This window comes from Novosphingobium sp. MD-1, from assembly GCF_001014975.1.
Classification (GTDB): domain Bacteria; phylum Pseudomonadota; class Alphaproteobacteria; order Sphingomonadales; family Sphingomonadaceae; genus Novosphingobium.
This window is the reverse complement of record NZ_BBXA01000002.1, coordinates 67,395-85,983: the sequence shown is the minus strand read 5'-3', so window position 1 is coordinate 85,983 and position 18,589 is coordinate 67,395. Positions and strand designations below refer to the sequence as shown.

At 60.1% G+C, this 18,589-nt stretch carries 19 protein-coding genes and 1 pseudogene; 9 read left to right on the top strand and 11 right to left on the bottom strand.

Features of this window, described 5'->3' with window-relative positions; all coding sequences use genetic code 11:
* Nucleotides 1-305 precede the first annotated feature (305 nt).
* Entirely contained in the window at nt 306-1,277 is a 972-nt protein-coding gene (locus NMD1_RS00455; protein WP_125953150.1) for a DUF2493 domain-containing protein, read from the bottom strand.
* Between the two features lie 112 nt (nt 1,278-1,389).
* Nucleotides 1,390-1,908, bottom strand: a complete 519-nt coding sequence (locus NMD1_RS00450) for a DUF736 family protein (RefSeq protein ID WP_125953149.1) — start codon at nt 1,906-1,908, stop codon at nt 1,390-1,392.
* 1,101 nt (nt 1,909-3,009) lie between these two features.
* Here NMD1_RS00450 and NMD1_RS00445 point away from each other — a divergent pair.
* From NMD1_RS00445 to NMD1_RS00435, 3 genes are all read left to right on the top strand, one after another.
* On the top strand, nt 3,010-4,584 hold the full coding sequence (locus NMD1_RS00445; protein WP_125953148.1) for an anti-phage dCTP deaminase: 1,575 nt from the start codon (nt 3,010-3,012) through the stop codon (nt 4,582-4,584).
* Nucleotides 4,581-4,781 carry a hypothetical protein gene (locus NMD1_RS00440; protein WP_125953147.1) on the top strand — a complete coding sequence of 67 codons (201 nt, stop codon included), beginning with the start codon at nt 4,581-4,583 and terminating at the stop codon, nt 4,779-4,781. The genes NMD1_RS00445 and NMD1_RS00440 overlap by 4 nt, the downstream gene beginning before the upstream one ends.
* A 121-nt stretch (nt 4,782-4,902) precedes the next feature.
* Nucleotides 4,903-5,685 (top strand): DUF5131 family protein, encoded by a 783-nt coding sequence (locus NMD1_RS00435; protein ID WP_125953146.1) that lies wholly within the window; start codon nt 4,903-4,905, stop codon nt 5,683-5,685.
* On the opposite strand, the gene tcmP is transcribed toward NMD1_RS00435, so the two are convergent.
* From tcmP to NMD1_RS00410, 5 genes are all read right to left on the bottom strand, one after another.
* The gene (gene tcmP / locus NMD1_RS00430; RefSeq protein ID WP_158453833.1) at nt 5,615-6,550 is read right to left on the bottom strand and encodes a three-Cys-motif partner protein TcmP; all 936 of its coding nucleotides are present in this window, start codon (nt 6,548-6,550) and stop codon (nt 5,615-5,617) included. The genes NMD1_RS00435 and tcmP overlap by 71 nt on opposite strands.
* A gap of 557 nt (nt 6,551-7,107) precedes the next feature.
* Complete coding sequence (locus NMD1_RS00425) at nt 7,108-7,515, bottom strand: DUF6527 family protein (protein ID WP_125953144.1); 408 nt, start codon at nt 7,513-7,515, stop codon at nt 7,108-7,110.
* Nucleotides 7,512-8,693 carry a ThiF family adenylyltransferase gene (locus NMD1_RS00420; protein ID WP_158453832.1) on the bottom strand — a complete coding sequence of 394 codons (1,182 nt, stop codon included), beginning with the start codon at nt 8,691-8,693 and terminating at the stop codon, nt 7,512-7,514. Before NMD1_RS00420 ends, NMD1_RS00425 begins: the two co-directional genes overlap by 4 nt.
* Nucleotides 8,671-9,174 (bottom strand): multiubiquitin domain-containing protein, encoded by a 504-nt coding sequence (locus NMD1_RS00415; protein ID WP_125953142.1) that lies wholly within the window; start codon nt 9,172-9,174, stop codon nt 8,671-8,673. Before NMD1_RS00415 ends, NMD1_RS00420 begins: the two co-directional genes overlap by 23 nt.
* Nucleotides 9,143-9,376, bottom strand: coding sequence for a DUF2188 domain-containing protein (locus NMD1_RS00410; RefSeq protein ID WP_125953141.1), 234 nt, complete (start codon nt 9,374-9,376; stop codon nt 9,143-9,145). Before NMD1_RS00410 ends, NMD1_RS00415 begins: the two co-directional genes overlap by 32 nt.
* Before the next feature lie 125 nt (nt 9,377-9,501).
* Here NMD1_RS00410 and NMD1_RS00405 point away from each other — a divergent pair, with 125 nt between their 5' ends.
* A complete protein-coding gene (locus tag NMD1_RS00405; protein ID WP_125953140.1) occupies nt 9,502-9,831 on the top strand; it encodes a helix-turn-helix domain-containing protein in 330 nt (109 codons plus the stop codon).
* A gap of 44 nt (nt 9,832-9,875) precedes the next feature.
* Entirely contained in the window at nt 9,876-10,730 is an 855-nt protein-coding gene (locus tag NMD1_RS00400; protein ID WP_125953139.1) for an ImmA/IrrE family metallo-endopeptidase, read from the top strand.
* 419 nt (nt 10,731-11,149) lie between these two features.
* On the opposite strand, the gene NMD1_RS00395 is transcribed toward NMD1_RS00400, so the two are convergent.
* Nucleotides 11,150-11,488: a hypothetical protein gene (locus tag NMD1_RS00395; RefSeq protein WP_125953138.1), complete on the bottom strand. Its 339-nt coding sequence runs from the start codon at nt 11,486-11,488 to the stop codon at nt 11,150-11,152.
* Between the two features lie 210 nt (nt 11,489-11,698).
* Here NMD1_RS00395 and NMD1_RS00390 point away from each other — a divergent pair.
* Nucleotides 11,699-12,847: pseudogene (locus NMD1_RS00390) on the top strand (IS3 family transposase).
* Between the two features lie 65 nt (nt 12,848-12,912).
* On the opposite strand, the gene NMD1_RS00385 reads toward NMD1_RS00390, so the two are convergent.
* The 3 genes from NMD1_RS00385 to NMD1_RS00380 all read right to left on the bottom strand — a co-directional run bounded on the left by NMD1_RS00385 (nt 12,913) and on the right by NMD1_RS00380 (nt 13,957).
* Nucleotides 12,913-13,179 (bottom strand): hypothetical protein, encoded by a 267-nt coding sequence (locus tag NMD1_RS00385; RefSeq protein WP_125953137.1) that lies wholly within the window; start codon nt 13,177-13,179, stop codon nt 12,913-12,915.
* A 41-nt stretch (nt 13,180-13,220) separates the two neighbouring features.
* A complete protein-coding gene (locus NMD1_RS21130) occupies nt 13,221-13,382 on the bottom strand; it encodes a hypothetical protein (RefSeq protein ID WP_158453831.1) in 162 nt (53 codons plus the stop codon).
* A 323-nt stretch (nt 13,383-13,705) separates the two neighbouring features.
* Nucleotides 13,706-13,957, bottom strand: a complete 252-nt coding sequence (locus tag NMD1_RS00380; RefSeq protein ID WP_125953136.1) for a cold-shock protein — start codon at nt 13,955-13,957, stop codon at nt 13,706-13,708.
* A 782-nt stretch (nt 13,958-14,739) separates the two neighbouring features.
* Here NMD1_RS00380 and NMD1_RS21305 point away from each other — a divergent pair.
* Genes NMD1_RS21305 through NMD1_RS00370 form a run of 3 tightly spaced genes read left to right on the top strand, consistent with a single transcriptional unit; the run spans nt 14,740 to nt 18,445 of the window.
* Nucleotides 14,740-14,877 carry a hypothetical protein gene (locus tag NMD1_RS21305; protein WP_199558030.1) on the top strand — a complete coding sequence of 46 codons (138 nt, stop codon included), beginning with the start codon at nt 14,740-14,742 and terminating at the stop codon, nt 14,875-14,877.
* 21 nt (nt 14,878-14,898) lie between these two features.
* Entirely contained in the window at nt 14,899-17,148 is a 2,250-nt protein-coding gene (locus NMD1_RS00375; protein WP_125953135.1) for a glycosyltransferase family 4 protein, read from the top strand.
* A 10-nt stretch (nt 17,149-17,158) separates the two neighbouring features.
* Complete coding sequence (locus NMD1_RS00370; RefSeq protein ID WP_125953134.1) at nt 17,159-18,445, top strand: glycoside hydrolase family 130 protein; 1,287 nt, start codon at nt 17,159-17,161, stop codon at nt 18,443-18,445.
* Nucleotides 18,446-18,589: the final 144 nt, after the last annotated feature.

Below are 18,589 nucleotides of genomic sequence, written 5' to 3'. Positions count from 1 at the left end.
CAGCCCCCTTCCCCGCCTGCACGGTACGCCGAGGCGCGGGCGTGGCCGGCGCAGGCCGGCCCGCCAGCGAGGCGGCGGCTCACCGGATGGCGGGAGACTGGCGTGCTCGAACCGGCGAGGCGTAGCCGGCGGCCCCTGTGCCGCCGCGAGCGAGCCGAGACCAGGCCCGCCCTGACGCGGGCCGGCGCGTGGGACTGGTCCGGCCGCAAGACGGGCCAGAAGGGTCCCGCGCGCCCAGGGCGCCGCCCTCGCCTCAGGGGTGGGGGACCGGTGCGATCCCCCCTGCCCTCGCTGCCCTTCCCCGGTCAGGTGACCTCCTTTCCGCGATCGCCAGCAAAGTCGCTGTGCCGGAAGATGGTGACGGGCACGCCAGCGGCCCGGCACCGCTGCGCAAGGTTCGCCTGAATGCCGCTGCCCTCGCAGATGATCGCCTCGATCGGGCGCAAGTTCACAAGCTGTTCGTTGCGCTTGAACGCGGCGCGGTTGCCGTGGCGGCGATCAAGGCGGAAGCTCACCGAGGGGACGCCCCGCGCCGCTGCCCAGCGCATGGCGATCATGTCCGCGCCCTTCTGCTGGGCGGTGGTGGCGAGCACCATGGCGGGGATGCGCGCGTGGATCAGGTCAAGCCGGTTCCAGATGGCATCCACCTCGGTCCAGTTGCCGCCCCCGGAAACCACGACAAGCGGACCGCTCGGCGCGTGGGCCTCGCGCCGCTGCTGCGCGCGGGCGGCGAGGAAATCGCGCGCCTCGATCTGCGAGGCGGTCAGGGCGCGGCTCGTGCGGCTGCCGCCGGTGGCGCTCCATGGCCTGCCGGTCTCGACGCGGTAGACCTCGGCGGCATGGTCGCGCATGCATTCGATGGCGGCCATGGCCTCGTGGAGCGACTGGCACAGGCGCTGGCTGTCCTCGACCTGCGCCGCGTGGATTTCCGAAGGGTCGCTGATGCGGGCAAGGTCGCCCAGCGCGCGCGCCGCGTCGTCCTCCTGCGCCGCCAGTTGCTGGGCCACCTTGTGGAACGAGTTGACCATGCCCCATGCGATGCGCGGGGCGAGCGCGGCAAGGCGGGTTTCGGCAAGCAGGGTGAAAAGGTCGCGGGTCATCTGCTCGACACAGGCCCGGGCCTGCTGGTCGTCGGGCATGTCGGCGCTGGTCGGCTGCTCGACAATGGAAAGCTGCGCGCTGGCGATGTCGGCGGTGAAAGCGGCGGGAAAGGCCCCGGCGCTGGTGAGGTCTGCATAATGGGTGGCGAAGTCGTGGAAGTTGTCAAAGCCTGCCATGGGAATGCCCCTTGTGCGTCGCCCCGGATATTCTGTAAGCGTCGGGACGAACATAACCGATGTTCAGCCATGGAGCCGGAAAGGGTAAGCCTCCTTCCCGGCTCCACTTGGTTCAGGCCGGGATGTCTGCGGCGGCCTTGCGGCCCTTCCCCTTCCCTGCCCCTGCCATTCCGCCAAGCTCCGTCATCCCGGCAAGGAAGCTGTTGTCGCCGGCGGTGCTGCTGCCAAGATCATCGTCGGCATGATCGCGGGCTTCGTCGCTGGCGGGTGGCATGTCCATGCCCTCACCACCGCCGGGCAGGTCCTGCCGGTTGCGGCGGCGGGTCCATGCGATGTTGAAGCCCTCCTCCCCGTTGGGAAAGACCGCGATGTCCATGGGCCGGGCCATGCTCGGATCGTCGATGCGCCCCTGAAAGAAGCTTTCGCCGGAGCTTTTCATGGTCTGTTCCCACAGTCCGCCGATCGGCACCCATGTCCGTGCAGCGGTGCGCGCAAGGATTTCGAAAGTGGGCGCGTTGGGATTGTTGGACTGGTAGGGACGCAGGCCGACAACGTTGCTGAAGGCGAGCGTTTCGATCTTGCCGATCAGTGCGCCCCGTTCGTTGCGATTGAGATAACCGATAGTTGCCATGGTGAATGTGCTTCCTGTTACTTCGGGCAAGGCCCCTGTTGGTGTGCCAAGGACTGTTTCCGCCTTGGCCTTTACTTGATACAGGCTGCGGCAAATGCGGTCTATCACATTGATTTATTGACACAAATCCCATCGTCTCTGGTGAGCCGGAGCATCAGGAACCCTGCGCGGGCAGCGCAGGCCCCCCACCCCGCCCGGCCCCGACGAGGGGCCGGTTCCGCCCTGGTCGCCCGCGCGCAAGGGATCGGGTTTCCTGTCCATCATCTCCGGAGCCGCCGTCGCAGGCCCCAAGGCGCGGCGTGGGCACTTGGCGGGCAAGAGGCACGGGAGGGGCTTGGCGGAGCTTGGCGGATCGGAGCCGGCGCTTCCACCGGGAAGCAGACGCCGGCGGCCCCGATCCGGCTAGCGGAGCCTGGTCTCGACGCAACTCCTTGCCTGCCGAAACCACGCTGCAACGCCGGGAGCCTGCAAGGGGGGCGTAGGAGAGGATGGACAGGACCGGCGTGTGGAGACGCATCGCCGTCCGTCCCGGGCGGCGATGCCCTTACCGCGACGGGCGGTGAGCGCTTGCGCGAGCGACCGATCGCGGCACGGCGCGCGCGGCCGCAGGCGGCGCTCCGCTTTACAGACTGTCCGGGCGGAACGGGCCGCCCTCGCGGGGGGAGGTTGCCCTCTTCCCCTACCCCTGACCGTCACTCGGATGAGACGAGACCCGCAGCGCGGGGCTCGGGGAGCCGGAGCGCGGGGCTGGCCCACCGGGCCGGGCACGGGGTCTGGCGAGTAGGGCAGGTTCCGCTTCGGCCACAGGCCGGAGCGGGGTCCATGGTGAGGGGTCGCTGGAAACTTTCATGGTCCGGAAAGGGGGACACTCCGGAACGGCGGGTTCCGGACATGAAAGCGGGATAGCCGACATTCGAACGCTTCGGTGTCGGTTTCTAGGGTCGACCCTTTTCGGTCATTCCGTATCAGAATTTTGCCCCCCGCAGCGGATCGTCAGCTAAGTCGGGAGAAGAGTACCGGTGATTTCCAGCACGGATCAAAAGCGTCTTTTCTGCGATAGCCCGATATGCCATTCTAACCTCAAGGTATTCGGGGGGGGATATGCAGAAGTTGCAGCTTGTTGGCGAGGACGACTTCATTAAGGAGGGCGTCGCGCGCGAAATCAAAGAACGCCTCTCTCAAGAACTCGTCATCGCGCTAGTCGGCCCAGTTGGTTCCGGTGTCTCGACGGCGGCAAAGTTTCTCCATGACGAACTGGCCAATGAGTTCGGCTACGATGTTGCCCCAATCATGAAGCCCAGCGATGTTATCCGCGCCCAGAGCAGCCTAGTCGGGATGTCCGCACCGGCGAACGCAAAGACAGCGACCTATATCTCACAGATGCAAGACGCAGGAAATCGGCTGCGCGAGAAGTTCGGCAACAACTACCTTATCGAAAAACTCATCGAGAAGATCCGCGGCTTCCGCGCCGCTAATAAAGGTTATGAGGGGGAGAACGAAGTACCGGGCCGGCGGGCCTATATCATCGATTCCCTCAAAAGCATGGAGGAGCTGGAGCTGCTTCGTGACGTGTATCGTGAAACACTGTGCGTCGTCGGCGTATTCGCGCCCGACAAGCTCCGGGACGAACGCCTCAAGAATCTGGACTATCCTGAGGAGGAACGCGCCAAGGTCATGGCGCGCGACCAGGCTGAGCTGGCGACCTTCGGGCAAGCCACACGCAAACTCTTCGTCCATTCGGACTTCTTTGTGTGCAACGACCGCCGGCCCGAGGATCTCGAATCGAGCCTGAAGAGGTTCCTCGACATCGTCTTCGACACTGCGATCCACACCCCGACGCGCGCGGAGGCGGCAATGTATAAGGCAAACGCCGCAGCTGCCAACTCTGCCTGCATGTCCAGGCAGGTTGGCGTCAGCATAGTCTCCGCCGACGGCGAATTGATCGCGGTGGGCTGGAACGACGTGCCGAAGTTCGGCGGCAGCCTATACACCGAGGAGGATCGCGAGACCTTCGACGACGATACGAAGGCGATCGTAAACAAGGATCACCGATGCTACAATTGGGGTGGCAAGAAATGCCATAACGAGGTCAGGCGTCACGGACTGATGGACAAGGTCGCGATAGCGGTGTTCGAGTCCGGACAGGTCAAGGCATCGAAGCGCGCCGACGTGCGCTCGGCCATAGGCAAGACCGACATCAACGCGCTCATCGAGTTTTCCCGGTCCATCCATGCTGAGATGGAAGCCATCCTGTCCGTGGCGCGAGAAGGAAAACACTCCCTTGTAGGAGCGACCCTCTACACAAACACATATCCATGCCATAATTGCGCGCGACACATCGTTGCGTCGGGCATCAAGGAGGTCGTCTACATCGAGCCGTATCTTAAGAGCCTGGCGATCGAGCTGCACAGCGATGTGATCAGTGAGATGCCTGATGCGAAGAATATGGTCGTATTTCGTCAGTTTAACGGCGTAGCGCCGACAAACTACGTGAAGCTCTTCCGTCCAAAGGGGGAGCGGAAACAGAATGGCTATCTGATTCGTATCGACCGCAAGGATGCCATCCCTGTGTTCCGGGTTCCGCTCGACGCCCGCCGGGAATATGAGGACAAGATCATCGTAGAAGTTGCCGCCAAGGAAGGCGTTCAGTTGACCCAGCCAGGAGACCCACAATGAGCAAGCGTAGCGATGGACCGCAACTCGACCTCGACTTCTCCGGCACTCCGCGCCGAACCGAATCCTGCAGTCAGAATCAGTCGGGCAGCGTAGCGCAGTTCGTCGACGCCGCGACTCTTCAGATCCGACGCGATGCCGCGCGCCGGGTCGCCGCCAACGGCATATTCTCCGTCCCGACCAACTTTCGACGGGGATAACCCTTATTAATTATGCATGATCCGAACGGCCGGTGCGGCCGGAGGGCATTCGTGAAGATAATGCGAGACATACCCGAACACTTCCATTATGTTCTTTATTTGTTCTTAAGGAGGCGTGTGTGTGGCGCAGTTGACGCCGATTGAGTGGACCGATGTCACGTGGAATCCGGTGGCGGGTTGCACAATCGCGACCGCTGGCTGCACGAATTGCTATGCAATGCGGATGGCCGCCCGGCTCGAATCCATGGGCATGCCGAAATACCGGGGACTGACCCGCAAGAGCGGAGGGCGCTACGTCTGGACCGGAAAGGTCGTACAGGACGAACGTGCCCTGTTCGCCCCGTTGAAATGGCGTGCGCCCCGCACCGTTTTCGTAAACTCGATGTCCGACCTTTTCCATCCGGATGTGGGAGAGAACTTTATCTTCAAGGTCTGGAGCGTCATGCAGCGGACGCCCCAGCACACCTATCAGATCCTCACCAAGCGGCCGGAGCGCATGGCAGACGTGCTATCCCAAAGCGCCTTCCCCGTGCTGCCCAACGTTTGGATCGGCACGAGCGTCGAGGACGACGCGGTGCTGGGCCGCATCGATTTCCTTCGCGCGACCCCGGCCGCTATCCGCTTCATCTCTTTCGAGCCGCTGATCGGCTCCGTAGCCGATGCGAACCTGAGTCAGATCGACTGGGCCATCGTGGGAGGGGAGAGCGGCCCCCGCGCGCGCGCCATGCCCGAGGAGTGGGTCGTCGAGGTCGAGGAGATGTGCCGGGAGAGCGGGACGGCCTTCTTTTTCAAACAGTGGGGTGGGCGCAACAAGAAGGCAACCGGCCGCCTCCTTAACGGCCGGACCTATGACGAGATGCCGGGCCGAATTTCTTCAGCGTCGCCCGAACCCCTTTCTCTATGAGGTCGATCGCCCGGTCGCTGCTGCTATTCGACAGACAGAACAGCGAGAACAGGCGGCCACGCCCGTCTGCTATCAGCGGCAACGGTTCCGAAACGTAGCGGAACAGGGTCCTCAGACGCGTCCTTGAATATTCTTCGATCTGCGCCTGCGTCACGTTCCTCGTGGCGGTGCTGATGGTCTCTGCGAACAGGTCCGTCACCACCCGCGTATCGTAGAGTTCGTCGCGCCAGTCAGATGTACCAAAGATGTCGTCGAGCCTGTCCTGCTTGTAAGCGTCCACCCTGTTCAGATCGACGGATAGTTGCCGCGTCACGGCCTGGAGGGGGAAAAGATACCATACATCGATGGCGCGCGTCGCGGCGAGCATACGCAGAGTGTCCCAGGCAACATTCATCCCATATGGATCTAGGAAGACGACCGCCCGTAGCTTGCTGCGCTCCCGAACCGGCCCCGACCAGGGGGGGCTTGAAAGTATCGACCGCAATTCCGTGTTCGCATCGCCATGCCGGCACTCGATCCTCTTCGCCGGATACTCACTACGCAAAGTCTCCAGTTCGCGAAAGCGCGACGCATTTCCCTCGATGAAAACGTGCCGCCCGAATGGCGGATCTACGGAGAGCGCCCGCATCACAGATCCGGCCATCTGCTCCGAAGATGTTTCGATTGGCGTGCCGTCGAGGAGGCCACCTGTTTCTCGCATCTCGATGCGGCTGCCCGACCCCGCGAACGCGTCGATATACCACAATTCAAATGGCATGGTCCTCAACACGGTGGTGAAGAAGCCTAGATAATAGTGGACGGCGTCGAGCTTAAGCTCAGTCCATGCACCGCCAAACCGATGTCCCTGCTCAACAAGCGTCGTCACCAGATCCTCCGATTCGCCAAAGGCCGATCGAACGAATGCAGAACAACAAGAAGAGCATGGGCCGTCAACCCGAAATTGGCAGTCACCACAGCCAAGCCAGAATGAAGTAAGCGCCCTAGATAAACCCTTCCCAAATAGGGCCTAGCCTGTCCCGGCCCCTTGCCGGTCGTTCAGTCGCGCGTTTTTCAATACCGAGGTGGAAGAAGGCGCTTTTCGATCTGCCTCTGAACCCATGTAAAGGTCATTCCGTCCCATCTTTAAAACAAAGAAATCACGAAAATCAATTTGCCTTCGCTCTGCTCGCAATTTCGCTACTGTATCCGCGTTAATGGCCGTTTTCCTTTATTTATTCACGAAGCAGGCAGACCCAAAATGCCAAATCAAATCAATAAAGCAGGCCGTCGATAAAGTTCCAACGATGGTCGATCATGGGTGAGAGTTATCCCTTAATTAAAGGCAAATTTCGATTGCACAATCCGGCCCTCGGAACGACAACTATTGAGGGGGCATTACAGCCCACCGGCGTAACGCGACCAATAGCTGTCGATCGCCTCGCCCTATCCCCCGAAGAGAGATGCGATTTTCCGCAAGACCTTCGCGAAAGTTGTCGGAACCCAACTCGTCCAGGTCGAGCGCTTCGTCTCACGGTTTGCATGGCGAGCAATCTGATTGCGCATTACCGAGGCGGCCAAAGCTTCCGAAAACGCCGGCAGCATCTCGACATCGCCCGCCGTCACCACATAGTGCGCCTTGCAGCGGGCGTCACACACTGAGATCGAAGGCCGAATAGTCGCCATCCCGCTCTCAGAGTACACCTGATGGCTGTCAGGAACGAGTAGCATTACCCGATGTCCGCAACCACACGCGCAAAGGAGCGCTGCGACCTCGAATTCCTCGCTATGGTACACCACACCTTCGGCAAGTTGCTTGGGGATGCGTTCGACGGCCTGATAGGCGAACCTCATGCGACGGGCCTTTCAGAGTCCATCTCCAGCGTGGCTGTGTCGACGATATAGGATGTCGCCTCGTCCAAGCGGTCCAAAAGGCCGAAATGCTGTTTGAAACGGATGACCGCCATTGCGGCGTTTAGCGCGTTCAGCTCGGTGATCTGCGCTTGCCGACGATACTCATCATTCTCCGCGTTGCCAATCGGCAGCCGAGCCGTTCCGACATTGCTGTCAAAGGCTTTGCGGTCCGTCCCGGTGATGCGAACAAAACCGCTCAATCCGACCGCTGAACGACTTAATCCCATACCGCAATCAACATAGGGAATGCCCCTAGTGCTCAGCCAATCAATAATATGCTGACGTGCGGGTCCGTCGTCCACCGAAACGAATACAAAATCAAATTCACCGAGTCGTTCGATATTCTCTGCCGTGACGCGCTCGGACACGGGCTCCAAGCCTCCGTGCCAGTTCGCATATTGCCGCGCCAACGCCTCGACCTTGTGCTGTCCGATCGCGCGCGGAATAAATCCCGGCATCCGAAATATCGTGTGAACATGCACCTTATCGTTATCGAAGATAGTAATCCGCTCAAGATGGGTACGCGAAATGAAGTCGAGGATGTATGAGCCGGTTCCCCCAAGCCCAATAATCGCAACCTTCTTGCCTTTCAGAATGAAGGAGATGTCGTTCATATGATAACGCGATGACATAGTGTCCGGAAACCGAAGCGGGCTCTCCTGTGCGGCAGATTTGATTTCGATACCGCGCAAAGGGGTTGCATCGGGATATGCGGCAAGCGCCGGTGCCGTGATCACGTCGAGGTAAGTCTGAACCTTTTCCTCGAACGAGCGATAGGCACGCATCTGACCATTTTCCATGAGTTTGAAGGAAAACGACTGGTCGGTGACAAACTCCGGCGTCACCGTTACGGCGTGAACCCCGCCACCCAGGCGAAGCTCTCGCCCCTGCTGGTCACATGGGCGAGTGCCACGCCACCACGCCTGATGATTGCTCGGCGGATCGATGATCGCGCCATTGAGATCCAGCGGGCTTGCCCAATCGCCATGATTGAGCGCACCCGCCCCGTCGAGATATGGCAGTCCGTAAATGACGAAATGAGCGCCGATAAAATCGACATGATAACCCAGATCGTCGAGATCCCGAATGAAGGGATTACGACTCGCCAGTTCCGGCAACCCTAAATCGCATGTCATCTTTCACCTTCACCTTCTGACCAGGAGCCAAAGTGCCACGGGGGTTCTCCGACGGGCCATGAGAATATTTGACCAGATATTCATTCGAGGGCTGGCCACCGCTGCCGAGAAACAATTCGACGACCTGAAGATAGGTAATTTGCTCTTTCTCAGTCTCGTGCTCATCCCCGTTGACGAAGATGATCGTGGCCTTCTGGCTATAGAAATGATCGTCCTGCACCAGGTGGACGGAATGATCGTTCCGGTGGATCAGATGGTCTTCGGCGTTGCCTTCCGTCTCACGATAGAGCTTCTCGTGCTTCCCGATCTCGCCAAGATCGTAGAGCGCATCACCGGTGGTCGGATTGGGCGACCGGTAAGCCTCCCGGTTGATATGGATGCGGACTTCGGACTGTTTTTCGTGTTCGCTCATCTCGCTCTCGCTTTGCTGGTCAGCCACGCGGCGGGTGGGGATCGTGACCATGGCTGTCGCTGCTGGCGATCTTGCCGTCACGATTATGGATACGGAACTCGGTGCCCTGATTGCGGCTGATCTCGCGCCCGCGCGTCACGGCCTCCGCCTTGGTGTTGAAGTGACCGCTTGCGCGCTCACCACCGCCACGCTTCACGTCCCAGCCTCCACTGGCATTGGGGACGACATGATGGGATTTCGGACCCTTTGCCATACGAACCTCGCTTCCAACATTGCGATACAATTTATACCGATACTCCGAACATATCTGGAGAACTTGCCATTCGCTTGTCAAGGGCATAAAGTGCGCCTACACCGAACACATCCTTCAGGAGGAAGATGACCCCGACCAACCCCCTCGGCGACCGCATCCGCGCGCTTCGCAAAGAGCGCGGCCTCACGCTCGATCAGCTTGCCGAGCAGAGTGGCTCCAGCAAAAGTTACATTTGGGAGCTGGAGAACAAGAACCCGCCCCGGCCGTCGGCTGAAAAGCTAATCAAGATAGCCGACAAGCTAGGGACAACGATCGAGTTCCTGTTAGAGGGCGACGCGTCCCAATCGCCCGATGCAGCGGCCGATGCCCATTTCTACCGGAACTACCAGAAAATGGATCCGGTCGTGAAAGCGAAGATCAGACGCATGGTGGAATTGTGGGGTGACGACGAGTGAACAAACCGCCGTCAGCGAACCGATGGGCAGCCGACCTCACGCGCATGCTTGATCTGGTTTATGCCGGCGGCATCGATCGCTTCCCGGTCGATGTAAAGCAGGTCGCCAGGGATCTAAGCGCGCAGCGTTTCCCCGGTGATGCCGTCACAATGGTCAAGGGCGCCAGTCTCGGACGCTTCGACGGAGCGCTCTACAAGGCGCCCACCGGCAAGACCGGGTGGGGCATTATCTATAATGATGCCATCGCCTCTAAAGGGCGCATCAATTTTACGCTGGCGCATGAGTTCGGGCATTATCTCCTGCACCGCCTTGCTCATCCCGACGGCATCGAATGCGGGCAGCAGGATATGGTCCGTTGGGACAGCGCATATCGTGAGATCGAACAACAGGCGAATTGCTTTGCGGCGGGATTACTCATGCCCCTCAACGATTATCGGGCGCAAATTCCCGCCAAAGCCAGACCTACTCTGGACGACATCGGCACCTGCGCCGATCGCTATGGTACCTCTCTCATCGCTGCCACCCTTCGCTGGCTAGAATATGCCGAGCGGCGTTCGCTTCTTGTCGTCTCGCGGGACGGCTACGTCCTGTGGTCGCGAGCGAGCAAGAGCGCATTGCGGACGGGAATCTATTACAGGACGTCCGGGCGCCCGCCGATACCCGTGCCTGTCAGTTCCCTGGCTGCTCAAACGCCGATAGGGGCTGCTACCGTCGATCACGAGGACGACGTTTGGTTCAAAGAACCCTGCCAAGAAATCGCGCTTGCGTCTGATCGTTACGACTTCGTTGTCTCGCTTTTGCACTTCGATGAAGCGTCTTGGAGGGGCTTTGCGGAGCAAGACAATGAACCAGTACCGGATGCCTTAGCGTTTATGATAGACCGTTTTCCTCGCCGTTGATCTTTTCTTTCTAGTTACTTTTGTTAGCATCCCGTGATATAGGTTATTAATACGCAGGTTCATTCGGTTGTGACTTCTGCACGGGAGGGATTTGCTCGAAAGCTCCGGCACAAGCAGAGACACGATGCACGCTATCTGCGCCGTCTGAACCAAAGTCGGCAATTCGCGCTCGATAGCGAGGAAGCGGCAAGAGTGCGATTGGCCAGACTTCCTAATACAGGATGGCAAGAAGACACCGCTATCGAGCGTCGGGTTTTGGCAACGGCGGGCATTCGAGTTACCGCTGCGGAATGTCGGGATGCCCCAGCCCGCGTCATTCAAGCGCCCCACCGCGGCGGTGAACGAAAGACGGGTTCCGATGCCCCAAATTGGATCGCTTAACGTCCGGAATTAAGGCGAAAGCTGAAAGCGCAGCTGGATCAGCGCTTCTTCTTGGCAATGGTGGCCGTGAAATCAGGATCCTTGTTTGCCACCCAATCGACGAATTTGCGCACAGCGGGGTTAGCGAGCAGACCCTCTACGTCCATACCGTGGCGTTGCAGTTCGGAATTGGTAAAATTGGTGATCAGCGTCTGCTGACAAATGGCGTGCATGGGCACCACATCACGCCCGCCCCGGCTCTTGGGCACGGGGTGGTGCCAGACAATGGTCTTGCCGGTCGGTCGGCCACAGAGCCAGCAGGGCACCGCGACCTCGGGCGCCTCTTCTTCCTGACGTAGGTCCTCGTAAGAGCCGTGCTTTGAATGTTTGCGAGCCATTGGTCTGCCTGAATTGCCTGAGCTTGCGGTGGCCGCTTCATAGCGGACGAAGTCAGCATTACCACACCCGCGTCTCCAGCCCGCCTGATTGGGCTGATTCAGGGTGGGGGCTTAACCGCAGCATGGTATAGTGCATGATGTCCAATGAATGGCCTGCTGCCGGTTTGGTGGACACCGAGATAGGATGTTTCCACCTATCGGAGGTCCACAATGCAACGAAGGAAGTTCAGCCGCGAGTTCAAGCTTGAGGCGGTGAGGTTGGTGCGCGAGCGCGGTGTCGCGGTTGCGCAAGCTGCTCGCGATTTGGACGTGCACGAGAACGTGCTGCGCAAGTGGGTGAAGGAGTTCGCTACCGATCCGGGTCACGCATTTCCCGGGCATGGGCAGATGAAGCCCGAGCAGTTGGAGATCGATCGTCTCCGTCGCGAAGTGGCCAAGCTGAAGGCGGAGCGCGACATTCTAAAAAAAGCCGCCGCCTACTTCGCGAAGGACTCGATATGAGGTTCGCCTTCATCGCGAAGCACCGGGGGATCTGGCCGGTGGCATGGATGTGCGGGGCGCTCGGTGTCTCGCGAAGCGGGTTCCATGCCTGGCTCACCCGATCGCCGTCGCAGCGTGCCCGCGACGATGAGGTGATCGGCTCCAGGGTCAGAGCAAGCCATGTTGGCAGCTACCGCACCTACGGTGCCCGCCGTGTCTGGTACGACCTGCTCGCTGAGGGCATCTCTTGTGGCCTGCATCGGGTCGAACGGCTCATGCAGGCGCAGGGGCTGCGGGCACGGCCTCGTCGTCGCGGACTACCCAAGGATCAGGGCGAACGCTCGGTCATCGCCGGCAACGTGCTGGATCGCCAGTTCACCGCCGACAGGCCCAACCAGAAGTGGGTGGCTGACTTCACCTACATCTGGACGGCCGAAGGATGGCTCTACGTGGCCGCCGTCATCGACCTGTTCTCGCGCAGGGTGGTTGGCTGGTCGATGAGCGACACCATGACCGCCCAGCTCGTCACCGATGCGCTGATCATGGCGATCTGGCGGCGCGGCAAGCCGGACGCCCTGCTGCATCACTCGGACCAGGGGCAGCCAGTATACCAGTGAGCAGTTCCAGCGACTGATGGCCGACAATGGCGTCACATGCTCGATGAGCCGGTCCGGCAATGTCTGGGATAATGCCGTCATGGAAAGCTTCTTCTCGTCGCTCAAGACCGAGCGGATCGGGAAGAAGGTCTACCGCACGAGGGCACAGGCCAAGGCGGACGTGTTCGACTACGTCGAATGCTTCTACAACCCAACCCGGCGTCACTCGACCCTGGGTTATCTCAGCCCTATCGACTTCGAAAGAGAAGCTGGGGTAGCATGAATGAGCTTATCTCGGTGTCCGCCAAACCGGCAGCAGGCCATATCTCGGCGAGATCTCGGACCAGTTCAGGGGTTGTCAAAGCCTCGGTCCGGGTTTTCGCTCAGTGACCTGACGTCCTCGTCTGGCACAGGTTCATTCTGAAGGGCTGCCATGTCGGCAATGATGCGCGTGCGTTCGCGGCGGGCGTCGCGCTGTTCGGCCAGAAGAGCTACAGCACTCCATGCCTTGGCCGCTCTCTCAGCCACGAGGCGAATGTTCCCCAATATCGCGTTGGCCGCGCGATCACGCTGGACGGTCTCCTGCATACGGCAGAAAGTCGATGAAAGTTCCATTGGACGTCCTTTCAAAAGCTTTGATATTCAGGTCGCAATAGTCAGGAGGGTGGCTTATCGCGCTTTGCTTGGGCAATGGCGTCGCTTAACTTTGAGTAGCGATAATCCTTGTAACAATACTGATCGGCCGGGATGCGCGTGATACCGTAAAGAGCCATTTGCTCGGCTGCGATGGCTTTGTCGAGTTCAGAGGGGCTGCTCACGATCGTTGCTCCTATGAATGAAAGCTGGCGCACAAAACATCGAGCTTGGCCTTTTGCTGGCGAAGAACGCGCTAGCGATGCGCGTAGGTGTGGTAACGCATTCCCACTCTTCCATCGGCAAAGTCGCTAGCCAGAGTGCTTTCCATGGCATTCGCCTGGGCCTCGAATGCTTCAACATCGCTGGCTGAAGTGAGGAAAGATGCGATCGCGGAACTCGGACTGGCGATACGTGGCATTCGCCATGCGGTTTTCGGTATCGCTTGCATGATCAAGGTCGGGGCAATCGGAAGCACCGTTTTCGCACTCCGGTTGCCCCGAGATCATCAGCCCTGTTGGGCTCGAGCTTGTTCCTGCTGGATGTCAGCTTCGCCCTGCTGATGCAGATTGATCGCGTATCGCTTGCCGCCCTCCGCGTCCTTCACGTCATAACCATAACGCTGATCCTGCTTCGGCTCCTGGGCCTGCTGCTGCAGATCGGACTTACGGAAAGGCAGGGCATCGCCTCCCCGCTCGGGAGCGATAGTGCCGAGGCCTTTGTTGCTATCATAGCTCTTGATCTTGCCGAAATCGGTCATGGAATCTTCCTTCGTTAAAAGGCAGCTGACCAGAATTTGGCCGCAACTGCGACTAAAAGGCGGAACTGAAGGATGTGGCATCTCTTGAATGGATGCCCGAGACCGTCGATCACGACTGGTAGATGCAACTTATGTGGCTATTCTGTCGGCGTACTACAAGGTCACAAAAAACAAATCGAAGTGAACCGCACCGCGCCGGTATTGCCAGAGGGTTCAGCTCTGGATCATCGGATGAGCGAAGGCCCGCTTTCAACGATCGCGAAGGGAGGCGTGAACGGCAGCTTCAGGGGCAAGCCGGCACGGTACAAGCGGCGTGCCCGCTGATCCTGATGGGGACGGTCACAGACTACCGCGCGTTCAGTCCCGGACGACATGCCAGTCCGACCACCCCGAACAAAGGTTTAGTTGCGAACACGAGCCATACGGAGGATGCTGCGCCTCACCCTACAGAATCAGTGCCTGAATACGCGTGAGGCGGGCGATCTGGAATGTTTGCTCCGGTTTCTAAATTGCCCGGTTCTGCCAGCAGAACAGCCACCAAGGACGATTTCATGCTACTGAGCGGCAACTCTGTGCTATCGCGCCGTTATCGCGAAACTCCTGTAGAGTCACTTCGCGGCTGAGGGATGGAATGCGCCCCCGCTTTAAGGCCGGAGCGCGATAGGCCCCGTCATCACTTTCTGAGGGCAAAGTCAGCCCGGCATGCCCCCCCCGGCTTGCGGCATGATCCGCTCGGCACCGTCAACATTGATTTGCCAACATCATCAAAAGGATCAAATACCATGGCCAAAGCGCAAAAACGCAGCAATCGTGAAATTCGCAAACCCAAGTCCGCCAAGGACAAGCCGGCACCCGCGGCCCCGAGAATCGCCTCGTCGCCGGTGCTGGCCGCTACCCGCAAGCCGAAAGGCAAGCTGTAAGACAAGCCATTGAATACGGGCATGCGCGTGGCCTTTGTGGGCAATGCCTTGCCACGGCGCTGCGGTATTGCCACGTTCACCTGCGACCTTGAGCTCGCAGTGCGCCATTTGCCGGGGGTGGCGCAAACCGCGATCATCGCCATGTGCGACCCGGGTGGGCAATATGCCTTTCCCCCGCAAGTGCGCTGGTCTGTCGCGCAGGAAGACCGTGGGGGTTACAGCGCCGCTGCCGATTTCATCAACGCGCAAGGCTTTGACGTTGTCTGCCTCCAGCATGAATTCGGCATCTATGGTGGTGAGGCAGGGGATTACATTCTCGATCTGATCGCGAAGCTGGATGCGCCGCTCGTCACCACGCTGCACACCGTGCTGGACCAGCCCAACGCCGCCCAGCGCCGCGTGATCGACACCATCATTGCGGCATCGTCGCGCATTGTGGTGATGGCGCGCAAGGGGCGCCGCATCCTCATCGACCATTATGGCGCCGATCCTGCCAAGATTCTGGTGATCGCGCATGGCATCCCCGAAGTGCCGCTGGTGCTTCCCCAATATGCCAAGGAAAAGCTGGGTTTTGCCCATCATCGCATAATCCTCACCTTTGGCCTGATCAGCCCGAACAAGGGCATCGAGACGATGATCGAGGCGATGCTGGTGGTGCTGGCAACCGCGCCCGATGCGCTATACGTGGTGATGGGGGCAACTCACCCCGCCCTGCTGCGCGCCGATGGAGAGGCCTATCGCGACAGTCTGCGCGCCAAGGTGACGGCGCTCGGTCTTGACGGGCATGTGGTCTTTATCGACCGTTTTGTCGAACGGCCTGAACTGCTCGATCATATCGCGATGTGTGATGTCTATGTCACCCCCTATCTGGTGGAGGCGCAGATGACATCGGGCACGCTGGCCTATTCGCATGGGTTGGGCCGCCCGGTGGTTTCCACGCCTTACTGGCATGCGGCGGAATTGCTGGAGGATGGATCGGGTCTGCTTGTGCCTTTCGGAGATCCAGATCGTCTGGGGCTTGCGGTGGCCGACCTGCTGGCCAATGACGAAACGCGGCTGGCGATGGGGCGCAAAGCTTATGTTGCCAGCCGGGCGATGACATGGGCCAATACCGCCGCGCGCTATGGCCAAGCTTTTCTTGATGTTAGGCGGCATGTTGCCTTTGCCCTACCGACGATGGCGCTGGGGCATCTGGCGGTGATGTGTGATGATACCGGGCTGTTTCAGCATGCCGTTTTTGGCGTTCCCGATCGGCACCACGGCTATTGCATTGATGACAACGCCAGAGCGCTGTTGCTGTGTTGCACGCTGGGCGGGCGGGCGATGACGCAACCCTTGATCGACAGTTTGCTGCCACGCTTTGCCGCTTTCCTGCAACATGGTTGGAACCCGGGCAACCAGCGATTCCGCAATTTCATGGGCTATGATCGCCGCTGGCTGGAGGCAACCGGATCCGAAGACAGCCATGGTCGCACGATGTGGGCTTTGGGCATATGCGCCGGATACCGCGAAGATGGCGTGATGGCGCAATGGGCCAGCGCGCTGTTTACACAGGCCTTGCCTGCTGTTGCCCGCTTCACCTCGCCTCGGGCTTGGGCGTTCACCTTGCTGGGCCTCAAGGACTATTGCCTTGCCCACCCGCGCGATGAGATCGCGCTGCGCCAGCGGAGCAATCTGGCAGAGCGCTTGCACCAGCGCTTGCAGGCCTGCGAAACGGCGGATTGGGTGTGGTTTGAGGACCGGCTGACCTATGACAATGCCCGCCTGTGCGAGGCGTTGATCGTGACCGGCAGAGCGGTGGGCCGAGAGGACTGGACTCAAGCGGGATTGCGGGCGCTGTGCTGGTTGGTCGAGCGGCAGACGGCCCCTGCGGGCTATTTCCGTCCGGTGGGCTCGCAAGGGTTCCTGCTCGTCTCGCGTAGCGCGCCGATGCCTTTTGACCAACAGCCCATCGAAGCCTGCGCTACCGTGGCGGCCTGCCTTGCAGCCATGGCTGTGGATGCGAGTCGGCCTTGGTTGACAGAGGCCCACAAGGCCTTTGCATGGTTTACCGGTGCCAATGATCTGGGACTGTCCCTGATTGACCCGCTCGATGGCAGTTGCCGCGATGGGCTGCACCCCGATCGTGCCAACGAGAACCGGGGCGCCGAATCGGTGCTGGCCTATCTGCTGGCCCTTGCCATCATGGAGCAGGCAACGCAGGCGCACCCACCATCCACGCACGCGCCGGGCATGCTGGCATCGCTACCCATCCAACTCCTTTTATCCTGACAGGACGGCCATGCCCGATCATTCCTTTCTGAACCGCCATGCCCTGCATCTGCGGCCCGATCCCTCACGCGTGGTGGTGCGGGCTTTCCGCCCTTCGGTCGAGCCACGCGATTACAACCCGCTGGACAAAACCCGTGCCAACCACATCGTCGACCGCGTCCTCGCGCTGGCCCCGGCGGATGCCGAAACTGTGCTAGCCGCGACGCTCGAGAATTTCGATGACCGCCATCGAAACCTACCCGCTACCTTCGAGCGGCGCGCTCAGGAGATGGAGGACGCCTTTTCCAGCCATTGCTGTTTCACACCCGCCCAGTTGCAACTGGTGGGTGCCTATTTCATGCACGAATACAGTTTCGAGGCAGCGGCACTGTTCAACCCCAGCATCGTGCCCCATCCCAGCCAGACCGGCGTTGCACCGGGTGGCGTCCGTTTCGTCCTGTCGCTGCGGGCGGTGGGCGAAGGGCACATCTCCTCGCTCACCTTCCGATGCGGCACTTTCCTTGCCGATGGCACGCTGACCATCGATCCCCCAACGCGGTTGGCCAGCCTGCCCACTGTAACCGTACGCCTTGGCGACAGGCTGGATCTGGCCTTCGAACCAGACAGCGACATCACCGAAAGGGTGATCTTCCCGGTCACCGAGGCGCAGGCCAATGGCATCGAGGATGCCCGTTTCGTGGCTTTTGTCGACGAGAGCAAGACCACCTACTACGCCACCTACACTGCCTACAGCGGCCAGTCGATCCGTTCGGAACTGATCGAAACCTGCGACTTCCAGACGTTCCGCCTCGCCCCATTGCGGGGCCCAGCAGCAGGGAGCAAGGGCATGGCCCTGTTTCCGCGGCGGATCGGGGGGCGCTATGCCATGATCGCTCGCCACGACAATGAAAGCCTGCATCTGGTCTATTCCGACAGCCTTCTGGAATGGGGTCTTGGCACTCCCATCCTCAAACCGGAATTTCCCTGGGAGTTCATTCAGATCGGCAATTGCGGCTCGCCAATCGAACTGGATGAAGGATGGCTGTTGCTGACCCATGGCGTTGGGCCCGTGCGGCACTATTCCATCGGTGCCGTGCTGCTGGACAAGGATGATCCCAGCCGCGTGCTGGGTCGGTCGAACGTGCCGCTGGTTCAGCCGGAAAAATCAACGCGCGAGGGCTATGTGCCCAACGTCGTCTATTCCTGTGGCGCGATGCGTCATGGCGAATGGATCATCTTGCCTTACGCCATCTCGGACACATTTTCGACGATCGCCACTGTGAAAGTCGCCAGCCTGCTAGCCATGCTAACCCGGTGAGTTGCATGGAAGTCGAAGAACAGTGTCGCTGGAGCAGCGAGAACAGGCGGGTCGCGTCTATGTCATGCTCCTCGAGAAGGACAATCATCAGCTAACGCGGAAGGTAACTTTTAAATTTCTGATGAATGAATGGGCGCTTTGGAC

Coding starts and splice junctions, on each gene's coding strand:
- NMD1_RS00370 (WP_125953134.1), top strand. CDS start 17,159: ATGCCCGATCATTCCTTTCTGAACCGCCATGCCCTGCATCTGCGGCCC.
- NMD1_RS00455 (WP_125953150.1), bottom strand. CDS start 1,277: ATGGCAGGCTTTGACAACTTCCACGACTTCGCCACCCATTATGCAGAC.
- NMD1_RS21305 (WP_199558030.1), top strand. CDS start 14,740: ATGGCCAAAGCGCAAAAACGCAGCAATCGTGAAATTCGCAAACCCAAG.
- NMD1_RS00440 (WP_125953147.1), top strand. CDS start 4,581: ATGAGCAAGCGTAGCGATGGACCGCAACTCGACCTCGACTTCTCCGGC.
- NMD1_RS00450 (WP_125953149.1), bottom strand. CDS start 1,908: ATGGCAACTATCGGTTATCTCAATCGCAACGAACGGGGCGCACTGATC.
- NMD1_RS00425 (WP_125953144.1), bottom strand. CDS start 7,515: ATGAGGTTCGCCTATCAGGCCGTCGAACGCATCCCCAAGCAACTTGCC.
- NMD1_RS00380 (WP_125953136.1), bottom strand. CDS start 13,957: ATGACCGATTTCGGCAAGATCAAGAGCTATGATAGCAACAAAGGCCTC.
- NMD1_RS00400 (WP_125953139.1), top strand. CDS start 9,876: ATGCTTGATCTGGTTTATGCCGGCGGCATCGATCGCTTCCCGGTCGAT.
- NMD1_RS00410 (WP_125953141.1), bottom strand. CDS start 9,376: ATGGCAAAGGGTCCGAAATCCCATCATGTCGTCCCCAATGCCAGTGGA.
- NMD1_RS00395 (WP_125953138.1), bottom strand. CDS start 11,488: ATGGCTCGCAAACATTCAAAGCACGGCTCTTACGAGGACCTACGTCAG.
- NMD1_RS00385 (WP_125953137.1), bottom strand. CDS start 13,179: ATGGAACTTTCATCGACTTTCTGCCGTATGCAGGAGACCGTCCAGCGT.
- NMD1_RS00445 (WP_125953148.1), top strand. CDS start 3,010: ATGCAGAAGTTGCAGCTTGTTGGCGAGGACGACTTCATTAAGGAGGGC.
- NMD1_RS00375 (WP_125953135.1), top strand. CDS start 14,899: ATGCGCGTGGCCTTTGTGGGCAATGCCTTGCCACGGCGCTGCGGTATT.
- NMD1_RS00415 (WP_125953142.1), bottom strand. CDS start 9,174: ATGGTCACGATCCCCACCCGCCGCGTGGCTGACCAGCAAAGCGAGAGC.
- NMD1_RS00405 (WP_125953140.1), top strand. CDS start 9,502: ATGACCCCGACCAACCCCCTCGGCGACCGCATCCGCGCGCTTCGCAAA.